The 24,865-nt window shown below is 42.7% G+C and carries 15 protein-coding genes; 3 read left to right on the top strand and 12 right to left on the bottom strand.

Annotated features, from left to right (window positions below):
- Positions 1 to 4: 4 nt before the first annotated feature.
- From R7Q47_RS11090 to R7Q47_RS11035, 12 genes are all read right to left on the bottom strand, one after another.
- Complete coding sequence (locus tag R7Q47_RS11090; RefSeq protein ID WP_005377449.1) at positions 5 to 1,924, bottom strand: ABC transporter ATP-binding protein; 1,920 nt, start codon at positions 1,922 to 1,924, stop codon at positions 5 to 7.
- Positions 1,902 to 2,144, bottom strand: a complete 243-nt coding sequence (locus tag R7Q47_RS11085) for a glutaredoxin family protein (protein ID WP_017821808.1) — start codon at positions 2,142 to 2,144, stop codon at positions 1,902 to 1,904. The genes R7Q47_RS11090 and R7Q47_RS11085 overlap by 23 nt, the downstream gene beginning before the upstream one ends.
- A 21-nt stretch (positions 2,145 to 2,165) precedes the next feature.
- The gene (rlmKL, locus tag R7Q47_RS11080) at positions 2,166 to 4,286 is read right to left on the bottom strand and encodes a bifunctional 23S rRNA (guanine(2069)-N(7))-methyltransferase RlmK/23S rRNA (guanine(2445)-N(2))-methyltransferase RlmL (RefSeq protein WP_062730585.1); all 2,121 of its coding nucleotides are present in this window, start codon (positions 4,284 to 4,286) and stop codon (positions 2,166 to 2,168) included.
- Between the two features lie 486 nt (positions 4,287 to 4,772).
- On the bottom strand, positions 4,773 to 5,315 hold the full coding sequence (locus tag R7Q47_RS11075) for a cell division protein ZapC (protein ID WP_005377444.1): 543 nt from the start codon (positions 5,313 to 5,315) through the stop codon (positions 4,773 to 4,775).
- Between the two features lie 168 nt (positions 5,316 to 5,483).
- Positions 5,484 to 6,494, bottom strand: coding sequence for a quinone-dependent dihydroorotate dehydrogenase (pyrD, locus tag R7Q47_RS11070; RefSeq protein ID WP_005377443.1), 1,011 nt, complete (start codon positions 6,492 to 6,494; stop codon positions 5,484 to 5,486).
- A 311-nt stretch (positions 6,495 to 6,805) separates the two neighbouring features.
- The gene (locus R7Q47_RS11065) at positions 6,806 to 11,647 is read right to left on the bottom strand and encodes an NAD-glutamate dehydrogenase (RefSeq protein ID WP_064368429.1); all 4,842 of its coding nucleotides are present in this window, start codon (positions 11,645 to 11,647) and stop codon (positions 6,806 to 6,808) included.
- Positions 11,648 to 11,848: 201 nt separating this feature from the next.
- Positions 11,849 to 12,067 (bottom strand): DUF2835 domain-containing protein, encoded by a 219-nt coding sequence (locus R7Q47_RS11060; RefSeq protein ID WP_005377440.1) that lies wholly within the window; start codon positions 12,065 to 12,067, stop codon positions 11,849 to 11,851.
- A gap of 65 nt (positions 12,068 to 12,132) precedes the next feature.
- Complete coding sequence (gene pepN / locus R7Q47_RS11055; protein WP_154204564.1) at positions 12,133 to 14,739, bottom strand: aminopeptidase N; 2,607 nt, start codon at positions 14,737 to 14,739, stop codon at positions 12,133 to 12,135.
- Between the two features lie 226 nt (positions 14,740 to 14,965).
- Positions 14,966 to 15,631, bottom strand: coding sequence for a hypothetical protein (locus tag R7Q47_RS11050; RefSeq protein ID WP_062730582.1), 666 nt, complete (start codon positions 15,629 to 15,631; stop codon positions 14,966 to 14,968).
- Positions 15,632 to 15,825: 194 nt separating this feature from the next.
- On the bottom strand, positions 15,826 to 17,832 hold the full coding sequence (prc, locus tag R7Q47_RS11045; protein WP_154204563.1) for a carboxy terminal-processing peptidase: 2,007 nt from the start codon (positions 17,830 to 17,832) through the stop codon (positions 15,826 to 15,828).
- A 17-nt stretch (positions 17,833 to 17,849) separates the two neighbouring features.
- Positions 17,850 to 18,476, bottom strand: coding sequence for an RNA chaperone ProQ (gene proQ / locus R7Q47_RS11040; RefSeq protein WP_005377435.1), 627 nt, complete (start codon positions 18,474 to 18,476; stop codon positions 17,850 to 17,852).
- Positions 18,477 to 18,573: 97 nt separating this feature from the next.
- Entirely contained in the window at positions 18,574 to 19,047 is a 474-nt protein-coding gene (locus tag R7Q47_RS11035) for a GAF domain-containing protein (protein ID WP_017634278.1), read from the bottom strand.
- 92 nt (positions 19,048 to 19,139) lie between these two features.
- On the opposite strand from R7Q47_RS11035, the gene R7Q47_RS11030 reads away from it, so the two are divergent.
- Genes R7Q47_RS11030 through R7Q47_RS11020 form a run of 3 tightly spaced genes read left to right on the top strand, consistent with a single transcriptional unit; the run spans position 19,140 to position 24,852 of the window.
- Positions 19,140 to 20,936, top strand: coding sequence for an ABC transporter ATP-binding protein (locus R7Q47_RS11030; RefSeq protein WP_005377431.1), 1,797 nt, complete (start codon positions 19,140 to 19,142; stop codon positions 20,934 to 20,936).
- A gap of 24 nt (positions 20,937 to 20,960) precedes the next feature.
- A complete protein-coding gene (locus R7Q47_RS11025) occupies positions 20,961 to 22,211 on the top strand; it encodes a paraquat-inducible protein A (RefSeq protein ID WP_005377429.1) in 1,251 nt (416 codons plus the stop codon).
- Positions 22,204 to 24,852: an MlaD family protein gene (locus tag R7Q47_RS11020; protein WP_017634276.1), complete on the top strand. Its 2,649-nt coding sequence runs from the start codon at positions 22,204 to 22,206 to the stop codon at positions 24,850 to 24,852. Before R7Q47_RS11025 ends, R7Q47_RS11020 begins: the two co-directional genes overlap by 8 nt.
- Positions 24,853 to 24,865 lie beyond the last annotated feature (13 nt).

Below are 24,865 nucleotides of genomic sequence, written 5' to 3'. Positions count from 1 at the left end.
ATTCTTAACTATCCTGTTGCATTGCTTCGAGTTCTTCCCATCTCTCGAATGCGATTTCCAACTCCTGCTCTAGTGCAGCAAGCTGTTCCAATACCGGCTGAGTTTGCTCTACAGGTTTAGCAAAGAACTCTGGATCGTTCACTTGCTCCTGAAGGCTCTCGATATCCGACTCTAATTGTTCAAGTTTAGCTGGTAGAGCCTCTAATTCTCTTTGCAGCTTATACGATAACTTCTTCGAATTGTTCTTAGGTTGCGTAGTTTTGGGAGTTTCCTCAACCACTTTCTCTTTCTTCGTTGGTTTTTCAACCTGACTGCGCGAAGCAAGAACTTGGTCACGCTGCTGTTTAGCATCATGATAACCACCAACGAACTCTTCGATTATACCGTTACCCTCAAAAATCCAGCTGGTTGTTACTGTGTTGTCTACGAACTCACGGTCGTGACTCACTAACAATAATGTACCCTGATAATTGGCAAGCATTTCTTCTAAAAGTTCCAACGTTTCGATATCCAAATCGTTAGTTGGTTCATCAAGAATAAGTAAGTTGTTTGGTTTCAACAAGATACGGGCTAGCAATAATCGGTTTTTCTCACCACCAGAAAGTGCCTTAACCGGGGTTCTGGCGCGCTTAGGTGCAAATAAGAAGTCTTGAAGGTAACTCAGCGCATGACGCTGACGCCCCCCAACCATTACTTCTTGTTTCCCATCCGCTAAGTTATCGATCACTGTCTTTTCTGGATCCAAAATCTCTCGGTACTGATCAAAGTACGCGACTTCTAATTTTGTTCCGCAGTGTAAACGACCAGACTGCGCTTCCAATTGCCCTAATAGCAATTTAAGTACCGTACTCTTACCGCAGCCATTTGGTCCGATAAGTGCAATACGGTCACCACGCATGATGTTAAAGCTAAAGTCGTCGACAATTGTCTTGCCTTCGTAAGCAAAAGATACATTTTCTGCTTCAAATACAATCTTACCTGAACGAGAAGCATCATCGATGTTTAGGTTAACTTTACCTTGAACTTCACGACGGTCACGACGCTCTTCACGAAGTTTTTTAAGGGCTCGAACACGGCCTTCATTACGAGTACGACGTGCTTTAATGCCTTGACGAATCCACACTTCTTCCTGCGCTAGTTTCTTATCGAACTCAGCATTTTGCATTTCTTCGACGCGAAGCATTTCTTCTTTGTCATTCAAATACTGTTCGTAATTACCAGGGAAAGAAGCTAATTGACCGCGATCTAAGTCAACGATGCGTGTCGCCATCGACTTGATGAATGCACGGTCGTGAGAAATAAAGATGATCGAGCCTTTGAAGTCTTTTAAGAAGTTCTCTAACCATTCGATCGTTGTCACATCGAGATGGTTTGTTGGTTCATCAAGAAGCAATACATCAGGATCACAAACCAGCGCACGAGCTAAAGCAGCTTTACGTTGCCAGCCACCGGATAGATCGGTCAGTTTGGTTTCTGGGCTTAGTTTTAAAGCGCCAAGTACGTTCTTAACACGGTCATCAAAGCGCCAAGCGTTAGAATGATCAAGTTGCTCTTGAACTTTCGCCAAACGGTTAATGTTCTTCTCACTTGGGTCTTGAGCAACAAGATCGAGAAGATCGTGATAGATCTTCAATTGTTCGCCGATTTCAGCCAAACCGCCAGATACGTATTCGTAAACCGTACCCTCTTGATTGCGCGGTGGATCTTGTTCAAGCCGAGAAACTACTACGTCTTGAGTTATTTGAATCTTGCCATCATCCAACAAAATGTCGCCGGCAAGCACTTTCATTAACGTAGACTTACCTGCTCCGTTACGACCAACTAAACAAACGCGTTCGTTTTCTTGAAGAGCGAACTCCGCTTTGTCTAGCAATGGGTGGTCACCAAATGCAAGTTGTGCGTTATGAATGGTAAGTAATGCCATTATTATCCAACCAATGTGTGAGTTGTTCTAAGTCAAACGGCCAGTTCAACTCAGAATCTTGATATTTTAATACGGGTATTGTGACGCCGTAACGAGAAAATAGTACATCATCGAACGCAATATCAATGATATCTGTTTGCTCGGCCAAACCGACTTGGTCTACTAGAGCAAATGCCATCTCACAAAGATGGCATCCCTCCGTGCTATACAATATCAGCACGTATTAATCCTTTTGTTTATACTACGCGTGCGTTACTAGCCAACAGTTATGAATCTGTTTATTACGCGCAAAATCTAATGGTAACGTTTGAGAAGAAATATTCTGAGCCTTCAAACCCAATTCAGCGAGTGATTCTTCATCCATCTTGAAGTGACGTTTGTTATTTGAAAATACGATTGTGCCTTCACTTCTCAGTAAACGTTTGAGGTTCTTCATTAGCTTAATGTGGTCACGTTGTACATCGAATGATGTTTCCATACGCTTAGAGTTAGAGAACGTAGGTGGGTCAATAAAGATCAAGTCGTACTCACTTTTTGCGTTTTCTAGCCATTGCAAACAGTCCGCTTGTTCATATTTATGTTGGCGCCCTACACAGCCATTAAGCTGCATATTGTCTTTCGCCCAGTTCAAGTAGGTGTTTGACATATCGACAGTTGTAGTGGAACGCGCACCACCAACTGCAGCGTGCACTGTTGCACTACCAGTGTAAGCAAACAAGTTAAGGAAATCTTTACCCTGTGCCATTTCGCCAAGACGACGACGAGTGATCTTATGATCCAAGAACAGGCCTGTGTCTAGGTAGTCATGAAGGTTCACGATCAGCTTCACACCGTACTCGTTTACTTCGAGCGTCTCTGATACCTGACCTAATTTTTGGTACTGGCTTCGACCTTTCTGCTTCTCACGAACTTTCAGTACAACTTTGTTCGCTTCGACACCGGTCACCTGAATCGTTGCACGGATAATGTCCGTTAGACGACGCTTGGCTTTTTCTTCAGGGATGTTCTTAGGTGCTGCGTACTCTTGAATCACAATTTGATCGCCGTACACGTCGATCGCTACGTTATATTCTGGAAGGTCTGCATCGTAGATACGATAGCAGTCTAGTTTCTCTTTACGAGCCCACTTGCCAATCTTGCCAATGTTTTTCTTCAAACGGTTTGAGAAGTCTGGTGCGATTTGAACGTTAGTATCTGCACCTTTAACTTCATCAGCGCTGCGCTCGGCAATGCTGTAGTTCTTTTGGTGACACGGTAACGCACCATTGTTCAATTTAAACTGTTTATCAGCGCGCATACGAAGGCAACTCAAGAGCTCGTCTGAGCTAGAGAAGATAGATGCTTTACATCCGCCAAACTCAGATTTTAGCTGTCCACCGAATGCGGTATAGAGCGCAATCAGCCCCGGCTCAGTTCCTAGACGCTCACCGTAAGGTGGGTTTGAAACGATAACACCGTGTTCAAATCCTGCGGGACGAGTAATAGTTGCAGCATCACCTTGCGCAAACTCAATCAACTCTTCAACACCTGCTCTGCGGGCGTTTTCTTGAGCGACTTTTAATACTTTGGGGTCGTTATCGAATCCAAAAAACTTAGCGTCAACTTTCTTGACACCTCGTCTAGCTTGAACATTAGCCTCTGATTTAATCTCAGCCCAGGTCTCCGGTTCAAAGTCTTCCAAAACTTCGAAGCCCCATTGTTTGCGCTTAACGCCAGGTGCCATGTTGGCTGCCATCATTGCCGCTTCAATAAGCAAAGTACCAGAACCACACATTGGATCGAGTAATGGTTGATGCCCATCCCAGCCACAACGCATGATAATCGCAGAAGCAAGCGTTTCACGTAATGGCGCACGACCCGATTCTGGTCGATAACCACGCTGATGAAGACCACTACCTACCATGTCTACCCCAAGCAACGCTTTATCTTTATGCAAACGAACGTGAATACGAATATCTGGGCGTTCTTTGCTGATATTAGGACGTGGCAAGCCTTTGTTCTCAAAGCAATCTACGATGCCATCTTTGACCTTCATAGCTCCGTATTGGCTATTTCTAATCTCACGGTTTGTGCCGTTAAAGTCCACAACAAAGCGTTTAGAGCTATGAAATTGGTTAACCCAGTTAATAGTGGAAGTGGATAGATACAAGTCCATGTCGTTGTTACACGTGAACTCAGATAAAACACGTACAAATCGAGACGCTAAACGGCTCCACAAACAACAGCGATAAACCTGTTCGTTTGTCGCTTTAAATTTTACGCCTGCCTGTACTGGTTTCGCATTTTCAATGCCTAGTTTAGTCAGTTCTTCAACAAGCAAATTTTCCATGCCATTTGAAGTTACCGCGAGATATTGATTCATAGTGTTCTTTCGCTGATAAAAAATGGCTTCAATTATACCTGACTTTACGATCAATGCCTCGTTTTTAAAGGTATTTTCCCACCCGTTAGTTCAAATCATCACCACTCAAATGATCTAAAACTTTCAACATCTTTAGTTTGAATGTTTTTCATTCATGAACGTATTTTGTTTCCTTTAGAAGAAGTGAATACTTATTTACATGCATTTTGGTATATACCAGTCGGGATTGGTTGATGTAAATTACTTACAAATACCCTTTATAGGGGAATAAATAGGGTTGTTTTAGGCGCTAGGTTGCCTAATTAAAGGAGTAATCAAATTGAAATAAGTAAAATAAAAGTGACCAGCTTCATGTTTTCATGCATAGAAAATAAACAGTTTCATGGTCTTTCGGATTGGAGTGTCAGAGGAAAGGACAAAAAAAATCGACCCAATAAGGTCGATTAAGGCAAACAAAGGAACGAAATAAAGAAAAATTAAACAGCTTTAACCCACCATTGCCATAGGGGTCATTGCAAAGAGGTGGTTTGCACAAGCCATGCGATCATGCATTACTTTAATCGGCTGCCCAAATTGAAGCGCCTTATTGCCATCAAGAACAAAGGCTTCTTGGTTAACATAAGCACATAAGCTCGATGTTTCGCCTGGTTCTAGAACGATGAACATACCATCAGAATATTGATTTGTGAGAAAGACCATGTCCCCTTCTTGAGGTTCATAATCAGAGGACTGTGCATCGAAGAACCAGCTCTTAGGCTGTACAGGTTTATGAAAACGCTTTGCAGCAACACAATACAGTGTTAATTCAGCTTGGCGATATTCACTGATATCGAGACAGCGAATGCGCTCATTAAACGTTTGAAATGCGCTGGCGTCATCAACGGTAAATTCACTGTTTGAGAAGGCACAGTTAACCAACAATTTTCGGGATAGATTGGTTTGGAAAATCATTTCCTCCCCCAGATCCAGCATTAAGCAAGCTTTTTGCTCGTCAAAATACCAATTCCATTTGTCGCTGGGTTTAAGCATTATTCCGTTCTCTCTTGACTAGTTAAATCAGTGGTAAAGAGGTAAGACGCTTAATTACCTACTCGTGATTTTTAAATTCTACAAACGAACGGATAAAAAAAAAGAGGAAACAAAGTCCTCTTTTTTATGTAACAGGTACTGATTTTTCAGTAGTTTTTGATGTATATGTTAAAGATTCTTAACAATATCACGTACGAGACCTGGGCCGTGGTAAATAAAGCCAGTGTAGACTTGAACAAGTTTAGCGCCTGCCATGATCTTTTCTTTGGCTGCAACATAGGAATCTACACCACCAACACCGATAATTGGAAGTTTGTCTCCAAGCTCTTCATGAAGCTTACGTACGACCTCCGTAGAGCGTGATTGCACAGGGCGACCACTCAAGCCACCTGCCTCATTGGCGTGTCTCATCCCTTCTACGATCGTGCGATCCAAAGTTGTGTTAGTCGCGATCACACCATCTATATTGTTTTTCAATAAAGAATCGCAGATTTGGCAGATTTCATCGTCACTTAAATCTGGCGCAATCTTTAATGCTAACGGGACATACTTGTTGTACTTCTCTGATAACTCCGCTTGTTTCGCTTTTAATTCGGAAAGCAGTTCATCAAGCGCTTCACCATATTGAAGTGAACGAAGACCTGGAGTGTTTGGCGATGAGATGTTTACTGCAATATAGCCAGCATACTCATACACTTTTTCCATACAAATCAGGTAGTCCTCTGCCCCTTTCTCAATTGGCGTATCTTTATTTTTACCGATATTAATTCCGAGAACACAATTGAATTTTGCTCGTTTAACATTCTCGATCAAATTATCAACGCCTAGGTTATTAAAGCCCATGCGGTTGATGATCCCTTCTGCTTCCACTAAACGGAATAAGCGTGGTTTATCATTACCTGGTTGTGGTCGTGGCGTTACAGTGCCGACTTCGACAAAGCCAAAGCCCATGGCATCAAATGCTTCAATACATTCGCCGTTTTTATCTAAACCAGCCGCAAGACCAACAGGGTTACGGAATGTTAGACCCATACACTCAACTGGACGAGTTGGTAACTGTTGGCGGTAAAAGAGATCAAGTGGTGTGCCGTTAAAGCGTTGGAAGTTCTTGATTGCAAGATCATGTGCCTTCTCGGCATCGAGTTGGAAAAAGCCAGTTCTGGCTAGACGGTAAAGCATTGTGCCTCCGAAAGAAAAAAGCCCCGTATAAACGGGACAATATTATTTACCGTTTTTCATCGTAATTCAATGAAAATGAACGTAATAAGTAAAAACCTATATCTTTATAAGATTTTTAAATATAAAACAAACAATTACAATCAAGTTTCTGCGATAAAAATCGTAACTAACCGCTTAAAAGCAATCGATTTCACTCTGTTTTAATTTCAATTCAATGTGACAATGTAACTATTTTCGTTCCAAATGTGAATAATAGATAATAAAAAGCCCCGTTAAATAACGAGGCTTTTACTTATGACTTGATTATTCCACTACTCTTTCGATGAGCAGTTGAGGTTTAAAAGTACTAGCTCTCGAAGTGCTACAGAGAACTTAGCAAATTCGTGTACTGAGCCAACTTTGAACTCGTTTAAGATACTCTCCCAGCGGTGCAACGATTGCTCGTTAGTTTCAATCCAATCTTCTAACGCAGCCATCACGTCAAGCTCTTCGGTTGAGCAGCCACAAGTCAGTACCTGAGCGGTAAGTTGACGTTGTTGCCAGTCCAGATCTTCACGGAATGCCGCTCTTGCAAGTGCTTGCCAGTTGTTATCAACGGCTTGGCTATTAATTTGCTTCAAGAACCAATGCAACGATAAACGGTCACCCAAGTTAAAGTAGAGTTTCGATGCTTGCTCAACCGTTTTACCTGTTTCACTTGCTACTGATGAAATATCCAGTGCAGATTGTAAGCTTGATAAGCGGGCAACTTGGTGAGCGAGTTTCTCTTCAACCCCTTTCTCTATCCAACCTTGAGCCAACTCATTGTGTTCTTCAACTTCAGACTCAACTAACATAGTGTCTAGGGTTTCAGTGATAACATTGACATCTTGCTTGTAGATAGCAATCAACTCACCGACCGTGCATTTGCCGCTACGGTTACGAAGCAACCAGCGTGCAATTCGACGCAGTGCTCGGCGCACGTAAAACATAATTTCGTATTGAGCTTGCGCTGTCGCAACGTTATCAAGTTTGCGAGTTTGCTTGAGGATTTCTTCTAAATCAAAGATTTCTCTAGCCGCACTGTAAGCGTTGGCAATATCGACAACACTTGCACCAGTTTCTTCTTGCAAACGAGTAACGAAGTTACAGCCCATTTCATTAACCATCTGGTTAGCCAATGCTGTAGCGATAATTTCAGCTCGCAGTGGGTGATTAACCATTTGATCTTTATAGTTACGTCGTAACGCACTTGGGAAATATTCAACAAGTTGTTTTGCATGGAATTCATCATTTGCGATTTCATCCGTAACAAGTTGCTGTTTAAGTACCATTTTACCGTAGGCAACTAATACTGATAGCTCAGGGCGAGTCAGACCTAGTCCCTGTTTTTCACGCTCGATTAGCGTTTCATCATCAGGAATGTATTCGAGAGCACGATCCAAGTACCCTGCTTTCTCCATAGTGTGGATGAATCGAATTTGCTCCTTAACAATGCCAACACCTTGCTGTTCAGTAACAGAGATCGACTCCGACTGACGGTAAGCATCATCCAAGACAATTTCACCCACTTCGTCTTCCATAGACTCTAGAATTTGGTTACGTTGCTTAACCGTAAGATCGCCATTTGAAACCAGTCCATTGAGGAAGATCTTGATGTTGACTTCATTATCCGAACAGTCAACGCCACCTACGTTATCAACGAAGTCCGTGTTCACTCGACCGCCAGTTAGTGCGTATTCGATACGACCAAGCTGAGTCATACCCAAGTTACCACCTTCGCCAACCACTTTGGCTCTTAAGTCACGGCCGTCAATGCGCAGCATGTCGTTAGCACGGTCGCCAACATCTGTATGAGTTTCTGTCGATGATTTAACGTAAGTGCCGATACCACCATTCCAAAGCAGATCGACTTTCATTTTCAAGATCATCTTTATCAGATCGTTAGGCGCTAAAGATGCTTTCTTAGTACCTAACATTTTCTGAATTTCTGGCGTCAACTGGATCGATTTTGATCGACGAGAGAAGATGCCACCACCTTGAGAGATCAAGTCTTTGTTGTAATCTTCCCAGCTTGATCTTGGCAGATTAAACAAGCGGTTACGCTCTTCCCAGCTGCTGGCTGAATCTGGATTTGGATCAATAAAGATATGCATGTGGTTAAACGCAGCTTGCAATCGAATATGCTTCGATAACAGCATACCGTTACCGAACACGTCACCTGCCATATCACCTACACCGATTGCAGTAAAATCAGTGGTCTGACAGTTGATGCCCATTTCACGGAAGTGACGTTTAACAGATTCCCAACCACCTTTTGCGGTGATACCCATTGCTTTGTGATCGTAACCGTTTGAACCACCTGAAGCGAATGCGTCACCTAGCCAGAAGTTGTATTCTGCAGAAACAGAGTTTGCCAAATCTGAGAAGGTTGCTGTGCCTTTATCGGCAGCCACTACTAGATATGGGTCATCTTCATCGTGACGAACAACGTTTTGTGGTGGTACCACCTCTCCTTCAATGATGTTATCTGACACATCTAGCAGTGCACGGATAAAGCGTTTGTAACAACGCTGACCTTCCGCAAAAATTTCATCACGAGTGGTGAGAGATGGCTGGCGTTTACAAACGAAGCCGCCTTTTGCACCCACTGGTACAATTACAGTGTTCTTAACCTGTTGCGCTTTTACTAAGCCAAGAATCTCCGTACGGAAGTCTTCTTGACGATCTGACCAACGCAAACCACCACGAGCCACTTTTCCACCACGAAGGTGAACACCTTCAATATCTGGTGCGTAAACAAAGATCTCGAATGCAGGTACAGGCTGCGGAATCTCAGGAATATCGCTTGGCTTCATTTTCAAAGATAACCAAGGCTTAGGCTGCTTATTCTCGTCTACTTGGTAGTAGTTGGTACGAAGCGTCGCCATGATCATTTCAATATAACGACGAATAATACGATCATCATCCAAGCTCTCTACACGATCCAACTGCTCTGTTAGCTTTTTAATTAGATCGTTTTGGCCTTTCTCGCTGCCTTTGTGTTTCGGATCAAATCGCTTGGTGAACAGCTTGACTAGACCTGTCGCTAAGTCTGGGTAGTGGCTTAGCGTGTCTTCGATGTACTGCTGACTGAATGGGAAGCCTACTTGGCGCATGTATCGTGCGTAAGCACGAAGAATGGAAATCTCACGGCCAGATAACGACGCACCTAATAACAATCGGTTGAAACCATCACTTTCAAGATTACCCGCCCAAATGGCAGCAAATGCTTGTTGGAAACGATCACGAGCTTCACGAAGGTCAACGGTTTTCTCGCTCTTATGCAGCATAGAGAAGTCAAGGATCCAGAAAGTCTGCCCGTTGTTTTTCTCGATCTCATATGGCGATTCGCCAATCACACGCAAACCAAGGTTTTCCAACATCGGCATTACGTCAGAAAGGTGAATTGGTTCATCGCGATGGTATAACTTTAAGCGGACAGCTTTGGAATCTGCACCCTCTTCTTGAGGTCGGTAGAACAACATGCCAAGTTTATTATCATCACTTAACGCTTCTAAGCGCTCGATATCTGCAACCGCAGAACCTGGCATCATGTCCTCTTTGTATGAGCGAGGGAACGCACTCATATATTCTTTTGAAAGAGGAAGGCCTTTACTTTCACCAAAGTTAGCAATGATGGATTCTTTTAGTCTGTCATCCCAAGAGGTAGAAACTTCCATTAGATTTTGCTCGATCTTTTTCACGTCTACGTCAATGTTGTTATTGTCTACACGAACAATGTAATGTGTTCTCGCTAGTGGGCTTTCTGAGAAGTACGTTGTAAATTCAACCTCTTGCTCGCAACCAAAGTACTGCTTAAGAATGCGTTGAGTTTGACGACGCAATTCTGTGTTGTAACGATCTTTAGTGACATAAACCATGCAACTGAAGAAACGACCAAATGGGTCTTTACGAACAAACAAACGCAGCAAGTCACGATCTTGCATTTGTACAACACCCATTCCCACCTCAAGCAGTTCTTCTTCATTAGCTTGAAGCAACTCGTCGCGTGGGTAGTTTTCTAAGATATTGTGCAATGCTTTGTATGAGTATGATCCGTGACGGTATCCACTTGCTTCAAGGATACGGTCAACTTTTTCACGGATCAGAGGAATACTTTGTACCGCTTGGTTGTAAACAGCGGAGGTATATAAACCAGTAAAGCGATGCTCACCTATTACTTTACCGTTTTTATCAAACTTTTTAATACCGATGTAATCAGTATAAGCTGGACGGTGGATACGAGATGCTTTGTTACCTTTGGTGATGATCAGAGCGTATGGTTTTTTCGCTTCTAATCGCGCTGAATCTGATAATTCAGAGAGCTTGACGCTACGCACGCGCTTGTCATCAGCAAACAGACCTAGTCCTTTTTCTTTAGCAGGAACAAGTTCGGTATCACCATTGACCTCTTTTAAGTCATAATCTTTATAACCCATAAAGGTAAAGTTATGATCTTCTAACCAACGAAGAAATGCGATCGTTTCATCCATACGATCAGTTTGGATAGAAACACGATCTTTATTTTTCTCAAGTTCATCAGTAACAAACTTAAGCTTATCAACCATCTGCTTCCAGTCATCAACGACTAAGCGAGTATCAGATAGAATTCTTAACAGCTCTTCTTTAAGCGCTTGCATCTCGTCTTTACTAGTAAGGCGGTCTACCTCTATGTGGAAAAGTGATTGAAGAACACCACCCTCACCGTTTACGTCTGTAACTTGGCCTTTTTTATCACGCTGAATCTGTGTTGGGTTATTCAACATTAGGTGACAAACAAGATCCAAACGTGCTAAAGCCATTTTGACTGAGTCCACTAAGAATGGACTATCTGGAACAACAATTTCTACGATTGTGTGTGTGGATTGCCAGCCTTGACGACTTACGGTCGGGTTAAATACTCGAACCGAAATCTCTTCTGGTTTTTTTTCATTGATATGGTGCCAAAGGCTAACGACAGCACCATAAAGGTCGGATTCGTTTCGCTGAATTAGATCATCATCAGCAATGTTACTGAATAAGTGTTGAGCAAGTTTAGTTACAAGCGTTTGGTGAGAAAGCTCGAGTTTGTCTTGAATCAGTTGGTAAACCTTTTCAAGCAGAACCGGCACTACATTTTCACGCGCGGTCATATTCACACTCCACATTAGAATTGTTGTTTTGTAGGGGGACTTAGTAGCTAGGTTGTTACCTTAGAAACTAAGCATAGGTAATGCATGTGCCCATTGTAAAAGCATAATTACAAATGTTTAACAACTAATCGTAGTGGTAAGAGGTGAAATGTCCGATTCTGTGACTAAGATTCCTATTTAACTCTCTGCAAATACAATACATCACAGAGTTTCTAACTTAAGAAACTTATTATTTTGGTCAGTTGTTAGTCTAAACTGGCCTCTAACGCCCAATTGACTAAGAAATGGTCTAAATCTCGCGGCGGGTAACTGCAAACGCAAACCGTTGTGTGTGACAACTTGAACAACACTTGCCGCACCAGAATAATGAGATAAAAACGTTTGATATGAAATGTTGAGATTGAAGTAGTAATAGTTCATGAAGTGAAAACTAAGTGACATAAACAAATAAGGTGGCCTTAATGACCACCCTATTGTGTTGTTTACTATTCGTCTAGTGCTTTAGTCACTTTTTCGAATAGATCTTTAGCAAGATTATCCATTGCTTTGAGCTTTTCAAGTTCTGCACGAATCATTGCTTGGCGAGCTTCATCGTATTTACGGAACTTAAGCAAAGGATCAATCATTCGAGAAGCTACTTGTGGGTTCGAATCATTTAGTTGGCGAAGAATTTCACCGGCAAACTGGTAACCTACACCGGATTTATCATGGAAACGTACAGGGTTCGCACTTAAGAACGAGCCAATTAAGCTGCGCGTACGGTTCGGATTTTTCAAACTAAATGCTTCGTGGTTCATGGTTGCTTTTACTTTTTCAAGAGCATCCTCTGCAGGATTGCTACCTTGCAGTGCAAACCACTTATCCATAACCAAACCATCGTGCTTCCATTTATCGCTGTAATCAGCCATAAGTGCTTCACGACACTCGAGCTGAGCGTTATTTGCAGCACTCATCGCAGCAATCGTATCTGTCATGTTATTTGCAGATGCGTATTGTGCGTTGACTAAATCATTACCTTTTTCCGTATATGCTAGGTACTGAAGGCAACGGTTACGTAAAGCACGCTTGCCAATTGCAGCATGGTCGATCGTATACTCTGTTTGCTTAAGCGTGTGATAAGTCGCACTTAGCTCATCTTCTAATTCCTTAGAAAGTGACACTGTAATGCTGTTTAGCACTTTGTCTACGGCATCGATATCAATTTGCTGGTACCAACCAGTAATCTCATTGATTGAAGGCATAGAGAAAACTTGAGCAATGAAAGCTGGCTCAAGCGTTTCATCCAACAGCACACCGCGGAAAGCATCTATCACACCTTCAGAAAGTGATACTTCTTGTCCCGCTTGAACATTTTTCACATTCTGACGAATGTATTTAGCCAATAGCATTTGGCTAGCGTCCCATCGAGCAAAATCGTTCGTTGCGTGCTTCATCAAGAAGACTAACTCGTCATCGCTGTAATCGTATTCTAATTTGACTGGTGCCGAGAATTCACGCAACAAAGATGGCACTGGCTGTTCTTCGACATTTTCAAATACGAACGTTTGCTTATCTTGTTTAATATCCAGCACGTTATGAACAGATTCACCGTTAATCACCAGTGGGATAACTCGACCTTTCGAATCATACAACTCGATATCGAACGGAATATGCAGCGCTTGTTTTTCTGCTTGGTCTTGCGTCGGCTCCGTAAATTGCTCTACCGTTAGTGCGTAAGTTTTTGCATCAGCGTTGTATTCGCTATTTACGCGTAGCGTTGGTGTACCCGATTGGCTGTACCACAAACGGAACTGTTTTAAATCAACACCGGTGGCATCTTCCATTGCAGAAACAAAGTCTTCACACGTCGCGGCGGTACCATCGTGACGTTCAAAATAAAGTTTCATTCCTTTTTGGAAGCCCTCTTCGCCAAGGAGTGTATGGTACATGCGAATAACTTCGCTGCCCTTTTCATACACCGTTAGCGTGTAGAAGTTATTCATCTCAATGACTTTGTCAGGACGAATCGGGTGAGACATTGGGCTTGCATCTTCCGCAAATTGAGGACCACGAATAATACGTACGTTATCAATACGGTTATCAGCACGAGAACCTAAGTCAGAAGAGAATTCTTGGTCACGGAATACGGTTAAGCCTTCTTTTAGACTTAGTTGGAACCAGTCACGACAAGTGACACGGTTGCCAGTCCAGTTGTGGAAGTACTCATGACCGATCACAGCTTCGATACCTAAATAGTCACGATCTGTCGCAGTTTGATCGTTCGCCAGAACATATTTTGAGTTAAAAATGTTCAAGCCTTTGTTTTCCATTGCACCCATGTTGAAGAAATCAACAGCAACGATCATATAAATATCCAGATCGTATTCCAGGCCAAAGCGTTCCTCATCCCACTTCATCGAGTTGATCAAAGATGTCATCGCATGACCTGCACGATCTAAGTTACCTTTATCAACAAAGATTTCTAAATCAACACTGCGACCTGACATCGTTGTATATTTGTCACGCAATACATCAAAGTCGCCTGCAACAAGGGCGAACAAGTAAGCTGGTTTTGGATGCGGATCCTGCCATTGAACCCAATGACGACCGTTCTCTGCATCACCTTCTGCAATTCGGTTACCATTGCTCAGCAAATATGGGTAAGCCGCTTTATCTGCGATCACTTTTGTTGTGTATTTTGCTAGAACATCCGGACGGTCTAGATAGTACGTGATACGGCGGAAGCCCTCAGCCTCACACTGAGTACAAAATGCGCCGCCTGATTTGTACAAACCTTCGAGTGCTGTATTCGCTTCAGGATCAATTTTGGTGACGATTTCAAGTTCAAACTCGGATGGAAGATCGGTCAGTACCAGCGATGACTCCTTCACATCGTGATGAGCCCAATCCTCACCATTTACTTTTACAGCGCGTAGCTCAAGCCCTTCGCCATCGAGTTCTAGCGTTGTTGTATCGCCTTTTTGAGCAACTTTTGATACCGCCGTAACGATTGTGTCATTGTCATATAGATCAAAAGTAAGATCGATATCAGTAATCGCATGAGATGGCTCTTTATAATCTTTACGATATTTGGCCAGGGGAGCTTGAGACATGAGCATAAATCCTTGTATGTCGAACAACAAAAATACCAGACTGCATGATCAAAAATGCAGTTCTGGTATCACTATATAAGCTATTTGTAGGGGTTGTGGTATCAGAATACAAGTCTTTCCATCAAAAAACGGAGCTTTTAGTGCTCTAGCTCCGTTTTTTGATTAACATTTAAACAACATTAATGACTTACCGTACGCACGCGTAATTTGGCGCATGTTAAAGGCATCATGGCGTAACTCTATTGAGTACGGCGTACATATCACCATTGGAATCTTCGATCGTTAGCTCATTCTTGTTGAGCTTATACGTGGTTCCATGCTCGCCATTTTCATACAACAGAACCAGAAACTCATCTTCTGTGTAAAACACACCTTGTTTGATGGACTCATCCCCTTCTTCGTTCGAAACCCTAAACATGAACACGAAATCAGGTTGAAGTATCAAATCCATCTGATTAATGTTGTTTGCCACAAGACCGTCGCCAGATACGTGAGAGCTAGACCAAATACCTGCAAGTGAATTGGATAATCCCTTAGTGAATGTTACACCATTAAGATCAAGCGTATTATGGTTGTTGCGATAGGCATAAATTTGAGGCTCGTCGGTGTTTAAACCAAGAACGATGGTGTCTTCATTTGCGTTATACAGCCCTTCCCAATGGTCAACGGAATAGTCTTTCTTTTGAATATCAATAGAAAAGCTGTAGTCCGAACCTAATGAGAGTTTGATCGCGCGAAAGTTTTCAGCCGACTCTTCGGGGTTTGGGTTCATTAAATACCAGTCTCCGATGAGAAACGGCGTGTCAAAGTGACTTAATTCATCTTCTCTGGTGTTTTCTCCACCAACCACACTAAAGCAGCAAAAGCTAAGTAAAATAAAGAACCACTTCATATCGGCATCCTTATCGTTTTCTTTTAGCTTAGCCAGTAGTCTTCACTTTCGCGAAATTTTAGATGTAGATCACGTAAATTATTGGGGGAAAATAAGCGAATATCTTGCTCGATATCGAGACAGCGGAAGACAAAAAGGCATAAAAAAAGAGTGAATCTGAAAGACTCACTCTTTTTATTCTAAATTGCCAGTTATTATGACTGATTTTCCTGCTTAAGTAGATCGACCATAATCGCGACAGACTCATCTAAATAAACATCAGGAGCCTCGTAGTCTTTTGGTATGTCATCCAATGTTTTGAATGCTTTTTTACCCAAAGCAACTTGACGTTCATTTATGCGTTGTAATCGAAGGGCTTCCGCTTTATCCGATTCAGCTTTACGAACTTTTTCGTTCAAAGACAAAGTATTATCGTCTTTTTCTTTACGATATTTCTCGATGTCTTCATTGATAAAGCGGAACTCCATTTCATCAGAAATACGCTTGTTATGAAGAGCAGTAAGTTTTTCAACTAAGGCGTCGTTACTTGGAAACGTTTGATATTGTGCTTTATCAATCTGATCCCAAGGTAAAGCATTGTCTTCAACACTTTCACCTGTTTCAGAAGCCTCAATTGGCGTTGGGTACGAAATATCTGGTGCAACACCACGATTTTGCGTACTTCCACCGTCAATACGATAAAACTTCTGAATCGTGTACTGAACATAACCTAGCTCTTTATCGAAAAGATCGTAAATATGATTCAGTGAACGATGTTGCTGAACTGTACCTTTACCGAAAGAGTTTTCACCTAAGATGATTGCACGATTATAATCTTGCATTGCCGCTGCAAAAATTTCAGATGCTGAAGCACTGTAGCGGTTAATCAATACCGTCAATGGGCCATCATAACTCACTTTTCCATCGGTATCGGCATTCACCTTGATGCGGCCATAGCTGTCACGAACTTGAACTACAGGACCTTCTTTAATGAATAAACCTGTCAATGCCGTCGCTTCTGTTAGCGCACCACCACCATTGTTACGTAGATCAACGATTACGCCGTCAACGTTTTTGGTTTTCAACTCAGATAGTAATTTATCGGTGTCTTTCGATAAGCCGACGTAGAAACTTGGTACTTCTAAAATACCAATCTTCTTACCGTCTTTTTCGATGATTTCTGACTTAACCGCACGATCTTCTAAGCGAACTTTGTCACGAACAATTGTGACAATGTAACTCTTAGCATCGTTACCTTCTGGCAAGATCTGTAGATTAACCTTTGTGCCTTTAGGGCCTTTGATTAACTGAACAACATCATCCAGACGCCAACCGATCACGTCGACAATTTCTTCACCGTCTTGTCCAACACCAGTGATTCGGTCCCCTTCACCAAGTTGCTTACTCTTTGAGGCCGGACCGCCAACAACAAGTGAACGAATTACTGTGTAATCGTCTGTCATTTGCAAAACGGCGCCGATGCCTTCTAGAGAAAGATTCATTTCCGATTGGAATTGCTCGGCATTACGTGGAGAAAGGTAGCTTGTATGAGGGTCAACCTGTCGCGCGAAGGCATTCATATACAACTGAAATGCGTCTTCATTGTTGGTCTGTGTGATGCGCTTCATCGCGTTGTTATAACGCTTCTCTAAAACTTCTTTAATCTCTGGCCACTCTTTGCCAGTCAGTTTCAGATTTAACGCGTCATATTTCACACGCTTGCGCCACAACTCGTTGAGCTCTGCTTCGTCTTTTGGCCATGCGGCCTCAGAGCGGTCTAACTCTATCTCGTCATCGGTATCAAACTTGATCTCTTCATCGAGTAGAGTTAACGCATAAGCAAAACGATCGAAACGCTTCTGCATTGAGAGGTTGTAAACATCAAAAGCAATTTGGTTGTTGCCCGATTTAAGCTGATCATCAAGCTCGACTGACCAATTTTTAAATGAGTTGATGTCTGCTTGAGTGAAAATATTTCTATTGTAATCAAGCAACTCTACATAGCGTTCAAAGATCGCTTTAGAGAAATCATCATTGAGGCTGAAGTGCTTATAATGAGAGCGGGTAAATCGCGAGGTGACTCGTTTGCTAGCTGTTTCATGCTGAACTTCAGGAGAAAGAACCGGCAGGTCATCTTTATGTAGTTTGGCTTCAAGAGCCTGAGCTGATGCTGCTAGCCATAAGCTAGCAGCAATCAGGGTCACTTTTGAACGGCAATTCATGCGTAGGAGTATCTCCTTTATGCGCGCAAGTGCTCCGCTTTCACAACCATTTGTAGGCCGTTAGCAAGTTGAACACGTACATCATCCTTATTGATTTCAACAATGGTCGCTGCCATGTTTCCTTTGCCCATGTTCACGTTAACTGCGTTACCTACTGTGATTTCATCAGCATTTAGAGCGCGCGTTTCTACAGGCTTAGTTGGTTTTTGTACTTTTGGTTTATTAGTACGACGAGGCTGTTGAGGCTTTTTAGCCGCAGGTTTCGCTTTCGCCTTACCCTCTTCACGAGCTTTTTGTGCTTGTTCTTTACGACGAGCCTGAACTTTCGCCTTGCTTTCTGCAAGTGTCGCTTTCGCGTGTTCAACGTGCTCTTCTTCTAGCTCACCACAAGGGTTGCCATCTAGGTCTACACGTACTGCACCTGGTTTTACACCGTGTAGGTAACGCCATGATGAAGTGTACTGTCTTAACGCTGCACGAAGCTGTGTTTTGCTTACTTTTTCGTCTTCATTTAGACGTTCCGCAAGATCTTGAAAAATACCAATTTTCAGAGGTTTTGCTTCACCTTCTAAAGTAAAGCACTTAGGGAAACATTCAGCAATATATGCAATAACTTCTTTGCTGTTTTTTAACTTTTCAGTCATGAGGGGTCCTGATTTGAGCGGATTTCCGCGAGCATTAAGAAAAAATATTCTCGTATTATAGTGACATGCCAAGGAAAAACCACACTCGAAGGCTAATTTATGCGTCGTTCGCGTGTGAATTAAGCAGCTTTTCTACTTCAACCATGAAATGAGTGAGACCTTCTTCGTCTGTTTCATTAAATCGGCCAATACTTGGACTATCAATATCAAGTACACCAACCACCTTTCCATTAATAGAAAATGGAATCACAATTTCTGAATTGCTCGCTGCATCGCACGCAATATGCCCCTCAAATTCGTGAACGTCGTATACTCTTTGTATAGTATTAGTTTGTGCAGCAGTACCGCAGACGCCTCGACCCATTGGGATACGAACACAAGCTGGTTTTCCTTGGAACGGACCAAGAATAAGCTCTTCACCTTTTGTTAGGTAAAAGCCTGCCCAGTTAAGATCGTCAAGTTCCATGAAAAGCAATGAGCTCAAGTTTGCTAGGTTCGCAATAAAGTCTGGTTCAGACTCAATTAGAGCAACAGCTTGTTTGGTTAGTCTTTGGTATTGTTCTAAGTTCATATTAACTTCCTACTTACTATAAAAGCTTCCATTCTCAATGTATGGCGCTAAAATGCAGCCCTACTTTATAATAGGACTTATTCTCAATTACAATGCTTCTGAAAAATGACACTATTAGCCGTTCTTGGTTGATAACACAAGTAAAAAAGCACAAGTCCAAGCTGATCATAGCGAACTTGATAGCGGTGCTTGCAACCTTGATTAGTGTTCCAATTCCCCTCCTCATGCCTTTGATGGTTGATGAGGTCTTATTGGACCAACCTGCAAAAGGCTTAGATGCCATGAATGCCATTCTCCCTGAAGCGTGGCACACTCCGACAGGCTATATTTTCTTCACCCTGTTCTTGGTTGTTCTTATGCGAGCTGCGAGCCAAGGATTAAATATCCTTCAAAGCCGACAATTTACGCTTGTTTCAAAAACCATCACGTTTGAGATGCGCAGTAAAATGATCGACAAACTCGGCCGTATCAGCATCCGACAATACGAGACCAAAGGTAGCGGAGGAATCAACGCACACCTTATCACTGACATTGAGACCATTGATAAATTTATTGGTTCTACGTTAGCAAAATTCGTTATCAGTTTTCTGACTGTTATTGGTACTGCTATCGTTCTACTTTGGCTCGATTGGCGACTTGGTCTGTTTATCCTGTTAGTTAACCCTATTGTCATTTACTTCTCACGTAAACTAGGCAGTATGGTTAAACATCTGAAACGGAAGGAAAATCATTCTTTTGAAATTTTCCAAAACCGTTTAGTTGAAACATTAGATGGAATCTACCAACTACGCGCGGCCAATAAAGAGCGAGAATTTCTCCAGCAACTCAAAGACAGTGCGAACCAAGTTCGCGTTGATGCAGACAAGTATGCTTGGCAATCTGAAGCGGCTGGTCGCGTTTCTTTTCTTCTCTTTTTGATCGGCTTTGAATTATTCAGAGCTGTCGCAATGTTAATGGTCATGTTCAGTGACCTTACTATTGGCCAAATATTTGCCGTTTTTGGTTACCTATGGTTCATGCTTTCTCCTGTTCAAGAGTTGCTTGGGATTCAGTTTTCTTGGTACAGCGCTAAAGCCGCATTAAAACGCATCAACGACTTATTAGAGTTAGAAGAAGAGCAGAGACCGGTTCCTAAGGTAAATCCTTTCAAAGAAGGTAGAGAAGTTGATGTTAAAGTAGAAAACATTAATTTCTCTTACAATAATGAAAACAAAGTCCTAGATAATCTTTCTTTACATATGCCGGCAGGAAAGAAAGTGGCGTTGGTTGGTGCAAGCGGCGGTGGTAAGTCAACCTTGATACAATTACTTATTGGGGTTTACCGTCAAAACTCCGGTAGCATTCGCTTTAATGATGAATTAACAGAAGATATTGGTTTTGAAGTAATTCGCGACAAAATTGCCGTGGTATTACAGCAACCTATACTATTTAACGATACCTTGAGGCATAATCTAACGCTTGGTGGGAATTTTGACGAAATGTCACTTTGGCGTGCGCTTGAAGTGGCTCAGCTGCATGATGTTATTTCTCAACTGAACCACGGCTTGGATACTCAAGTTGGTCGTAATGGCATTCGTTTGTCAGGAGGTCAACGACAACGGCTTGCCATTGCTAGAATGGTGCTGAGTAATCCTCAATTTGTTATTTTAGACGAAGCCACGTCTGCGCTAGATACCGCTACTGAAGCGGCTTTACACAAAGCACTGACCGAGTTCTTACGTGGTAGAACAACATTAATCGTTGCGCACCGACTATCCGCTGTGAAACAAGCCGATTTGATCTACGTGCTTGAAGATGGGAAAGTGACGCAAACAGGTACTCATGGTGAGTTAGTTGAGCAAGAAGGCTTATATCAAACCTTATATGGGGGCATACAGTCCCACGCTTAAATCGTTCAAGCTAGAGAGGTCGTTATGACCTCTCTGTCTAAGCACGCCATGCAACCCAATAACGTACGTTTGTGCCAAGGTTGTGAATTGCCTGTCGACATCGTCGACTTACCCCATGGCAAAAATGCACACTGCCCTCGTTGTGGTACACAATTATATCGCGGAGGTAGCCCTAGCCTCTCTGGTAATCTAGCCGTCGCGATAACCTGTATCCTACTATTTATTCCATCGCACTTTTTTAACTTTATTAGCATCCGACTCTTTGGTGTGATGATTCCGGCAACCCTGCCTTCAGGGATGATCACATTGATGGAAGAAGGATTTGTTCTTCTTTCATTGCTCATTCTATTTTGTAGCTCTCTAGCGCCACTGACGGTTTGTGTTTCAGTGGTAACGGCGCATATTTCTTTACATCAACGATGGTTCCGTGGGCTTCGTATCTCACTGTGGCTAATTCAACATTTGAAGCATTGGGTTATGTTGGATGTGTTCTTAGTTAGCATCGCCATTTCCTGTTTTAAACTCCAAGATTATTCCGACATTTTCGTCGGCCCAGGGTTAATTGGTCTGGTTCTTTTGCAGATATTTACCGTTTTGTTAGTTTCAAGAATCAGCGTGCGTCGTTATTGGGAAGCTTGGAAACCAGAAAGTTTATATGCTTTTGAGCATAAAGATGTGCATTGCCATGAATGCCACTTGTCCCAGCCTGAAGGTGACCATTGCCAGCGTTGTCATCACGAGTTATATCATCGCAAGCCAAACTCCATTCAGAAAACATGGGCTTACCTCATCGCAGCAACGGTCGCCATCTTCCCCGCTAACCTGATCCCTATTTCCATCTTGCTTACCAATGGTAAGCGTTTGGAGGACACTATTTTTTCAGGCGTGGCTGGTTTGGTAAAAAGCGGCATGTATGGAATCGCTGCGATCATTTTTGTTGCCAGTATCGTTGTCCCGGTGATTAAAATACTTGGGCTCGCCTACATCATGCTTTGCATCCAATTCAAACGTTCGGTGTTTAAGAGACAACGAATGATGGTTTACTTTGTTGTTAAATGGATCGGTAAATGGTCTGTGATGGATTTGTTTGTTATTTCTATCATGATGACGTTAGTCGATCGTGGTCAGATACTGGATTTCACACCAGGATATGGCGCGGTAGCATTTGGTGTTGTCGTTGTATTGACCATGCTTGCAGCAGAAAGTATTGATCCAAGGCTAATCTGGGACCAAACAAGCCCAAAACAATCAGAAAAAGAGTCAATGAATGAGTGATCAGAACAGTTCTCAAACGTCATACGTACCAGATGTAAAGCGGAGTAAAGGCATATCTCCTCTTTGGCTGTTGCCAATTTTGACCATGGTCTTAGCTGGCTGGCTTGTTGTGAAGTCGATACACGATGCAGGACAACGAGTGCAAATCTATTTTTCTGATGCCGCTGGTCTGGTCGCCGGCCGAACCACTATCCGTTACCAAGGATTAGAAGTCGGCATGGTAAGAGACATTAACCTCACCGAAGATCTCGGCAGTATTTATGTCGATGCTGATATCTATCCTGAAGCTGCAAAGTTACTGAACGATAAAACACGCTTTTGGTTAGTAAAACCAACAGCTAGCCTAACGGGAGTTTCCGGACTGGATGCGCTCGTCTCAGGTAACTACATCTCGATTCAACCCGGAGATGGTCAAGAGTTTGAGACAACATTCCATGCGTTAGATTCTGCCCCAACAGATTTACGCGTTTCCCAAGGTTTGAATATTAAGCTCAAAAGCCGTGATTTAGGTGGTGTATCGGTTGGCTCTCAAATTGTTTATAAGAAAATCCCAATCGGTGAAGTGTACAGTTACCAGCTAGATGAAGATGCAAAATCTATCACTATTCAGGCCAACATTCAGGATCAATACCGACATATCATTAACAACCGCAGTCGATTCTGGAACGTCAGTGGAATTGGTGCCAGCATCGGTTTTGAAGGTGTCGATGTAAGACTAGAAAGCATGAGTGCCCTCCTAGGTGGCGCCATCGCCGTCGACTCTCCGGATGATGGTGAGCCTGTAGAAGAGAACACCGAGTTCCGTTTGTATAAAGATTTGAAAACTGCTGGTCGAGGCATCGCGGTTAAAATCGTCCTACCTGATGACAGCAAGATAAGCGGAGAAGGCGCTCCAATTATGTATCGCGGAATCGAAATTGGCCAAGTTACGGACTTGAGCCTTTCCGAAGGTCGAGAAGTGATATTGGCGTCAGCGGCAATTCAACCCGCTTTTAGTGACATGCTGACGACAGGTACTCGATTTGTTTTAGAAGAAGCAAAAGTGTCCCTTTCTGGTGTTGAAAACATTGCTAATTTAGTGCGAGGAAACTTCTTAACGATCGTGCCGGGCGCGGGTGAACGCTCTCGCCGCTTTACTGCCATTCGTAAAAACGTGTTTAACCAACAGCAAGAAAAGTCCATCGCGATTCGGTTGGTGTCCGACAATTCGTTTGGCCTAGATAGCGGTGCCAATGTACTTTATAAAGGCATCGTTGTTGGTTCAATCATCAAAGTGGGCCTAGTTAAGGAAGATAAAAAATCACAACACGAAGTATTTATGGATGTATTGATTGACCATGAATACAAACATCTGATCAAATCAAACAATCGTTTTTATGTAACCGGCAGTGCATCAGCAGAGTTAACTGAATCCGGGCTCAGCGTTACCGTTCCTCCAGCAAAGCAGTTGTTAACCGGGTCAATTAGTTTTGTGAGCGAAGGCAAGCAGGATATTCAAAAAGAGTATCAACTGTTCCAAAATGAATCATTGGCTGAATTGGCGCAGTACAATCAAAGTGGCTCTAGGGCGCTAACACTATTTGCTTCTGAATTGCCGCCGATTTCCAAAGGCAGTCCTCTACTCTATCGTAATCTTCCAGTTGGTAACGTCTCCGATTTCCAACTAGTTGACGGCGGAGTACTAATTAAGGCTACTATCGAAAACCGCTTCGCTTATCTTGTAACGCCACAAACCGTTTTTTGGAATCGTTCAGGGATTGAGATAGATGCATCATTAGCTGGCGTCAGTGTGAAAGCACACCCTTTGAAGTCGTTAATCGAAGGTGGCATCGCTTTTGACTCCGTGCCAGGCGTTGAAAACAAAATCGGAGAAAACTGGAAGCTGTATTCTGATCAAAAAACCGCTCGCAAGTTTGGGCGCGTCATTGCTTTAGAAACCGACGGTTCGCAAGAGATTGCTAAAGGAATGCCGATTGAATATCAAGGTGTTAAAGTTGGTGAAATCACTCTGGTTGTACCGAATTTTCGTCGTAACATGGTTGAAGTCACTGCAAGAATCCTACCTGAATACGTAGAAAACATTGCGGTTGAAGGCTCACATTTTTGGCTAACTGAACCAGAAATTGGTTTAGGTGGCGTTAAAAACCTCGGGGCGTTGGTGTCGAAATCCATCAGTGTTGAACCAGGTAAAGGTAAAGCTAAATTTGATTTTCAATTAGAAAATAGTTCAGAACGCGTGCATGGAATCATGTTTACGTTACAAAGTGAACAAAGAGGCTCAGTACAAGTCGGTACCCCTATTCTTTACCGCCAGATGGAAGTTGGCCAAGTGACCGACGTAAGCCTAGGAGAATTTGCTGATCGCATCGTCACGACTATCAAAATACAGCCTGAATACGCTTACCTCGTTCGTCAAAACAGTGTGTTCTGGAATGTTTCAGGAGTAGATGTTTCCATCGGGCTTACCGGCGCTAACATCAAAGCGGGAACCTTTGATAGTTTAGTTCGCGGAGGAATTGCGTTTTCAACGCCAGAGCAATCGACTATTCCACCAGCGGCAAAGAGTGGGCAATCTTTCTTTTTGTATCCACAAGCTGAAGAAGGTTGGACTCAATGGCGTACAGCGATTCCTAAGCCGTAGAATAACGCTCAAT

Source organism: Vibrio sp. Vb0349 (assembly GCF_033338975.1).
The sequence above is the reverse complement of the archived record's forward strand: the minus strand, read 5'-3'. Positions and strand labels throughout refer to the sequence as shown.

Excerpts from the sequence above, each read along its gene's own strand:
- R7Q47_RS11090 (WP_005377449.1), bottom strand. The coding sequence starts at position 1,924 with ATGGCATTACTTACCATTCATAACGCACAACTTGCATTTGGTGACCAC.
- rlmKL (WP_062730585.1), bottom strand. The coding sequence starts at position 4,286 with ATGAATCAATATCTCGCGGTAACTTCAAATGGCATGGAAAATTTGCTT.
- R7Q47_RS11075 (WP_005377444.1), bottom strand. The coding sequence starts at position 5,315 with ATGCTTAAACCCAGCGACAAATGGAATTGGTATTTTGACGAGCAAAAA.
- pyrD (WP_005377443.1), bottom strand. The coding sequence starts at position 6,494 with ATGCTTTACCGTCTAGCCAGAACTGGCTTTTTCCAACTCGATGCCGAG.
- R7Q47_RS11065 (WP_064368429.1), bottom strand. The coding sequence starts at position 11,647 with ATGACCGCGCGTGAAAATGTAGTGCCGGTTCTGCTTGAAAAGGTTTAC.
- R7Q47_RS11060 (WP_005377440.1), bottom strand. The coding sequence starts at position 12,067 with ATGAACTATTACTACTTCAATCTCAACATTTCATATCAAACGTTTTTA.
- pepN (WP_154204564.1), bottom strand. The coding sequence starts at position 14,739 with ATGTCTCAAGCTCCCCTGGCCAAATATCGTAAAGATTATAAAGAGCCA.
- R7Q47_RS11050 (WP_062730582.1), bottom strand. The coding sequence starts at position 15,631 with ATGAAGTGGTTCTTTATTTTACTTAGCTTTTGCTGCTTTAGTGTGGTT.
- prc (WP_154204563.1), bottom strand. The coding sequence starts at position 17,832 with ATGAATTGCCGTTCAAAAGTGACCCTGATTGCTGCTAGCTTATGGCTA.
- proQ (WP_005377435.1), bottom strand. The coding sequence starts at position 18,476 with ATGACTGAAAAGTTAAAAAACAGCAAAGAAGTTATTGCATATATTGCT.
- R7Q47_RS11035 (WP_017634278.1), bottom strand. The coding sequence starts at position 19,047 with ATGAACTTAGAACAATACCAAAGACTAACCAAACAAGCTGTTGCTCTA.
- R7Q47_RS11030 (WP_005377431.1), top strand. The coding sequence starts at position 19,140 with ATGCTTCTGAAAAATGACACTATTAGCCGTTCTTGGTTGATAACACAA.
- R7Q47_RS11025 (WP_005377429.1), top strand. The coding sequence starts at position 20,961 with ATGACCTCTCTGTCTAAGCACGCCATGCAACCCAATAACGTACGTTTG.
- R7Q47_RS11020 (WP_017634276.1), top strand. The coding sequence starts at position 22,204 with ATGAGTGATCAGAACAGTTCTCAAACGTCATACGTACCAGATGTAAAG.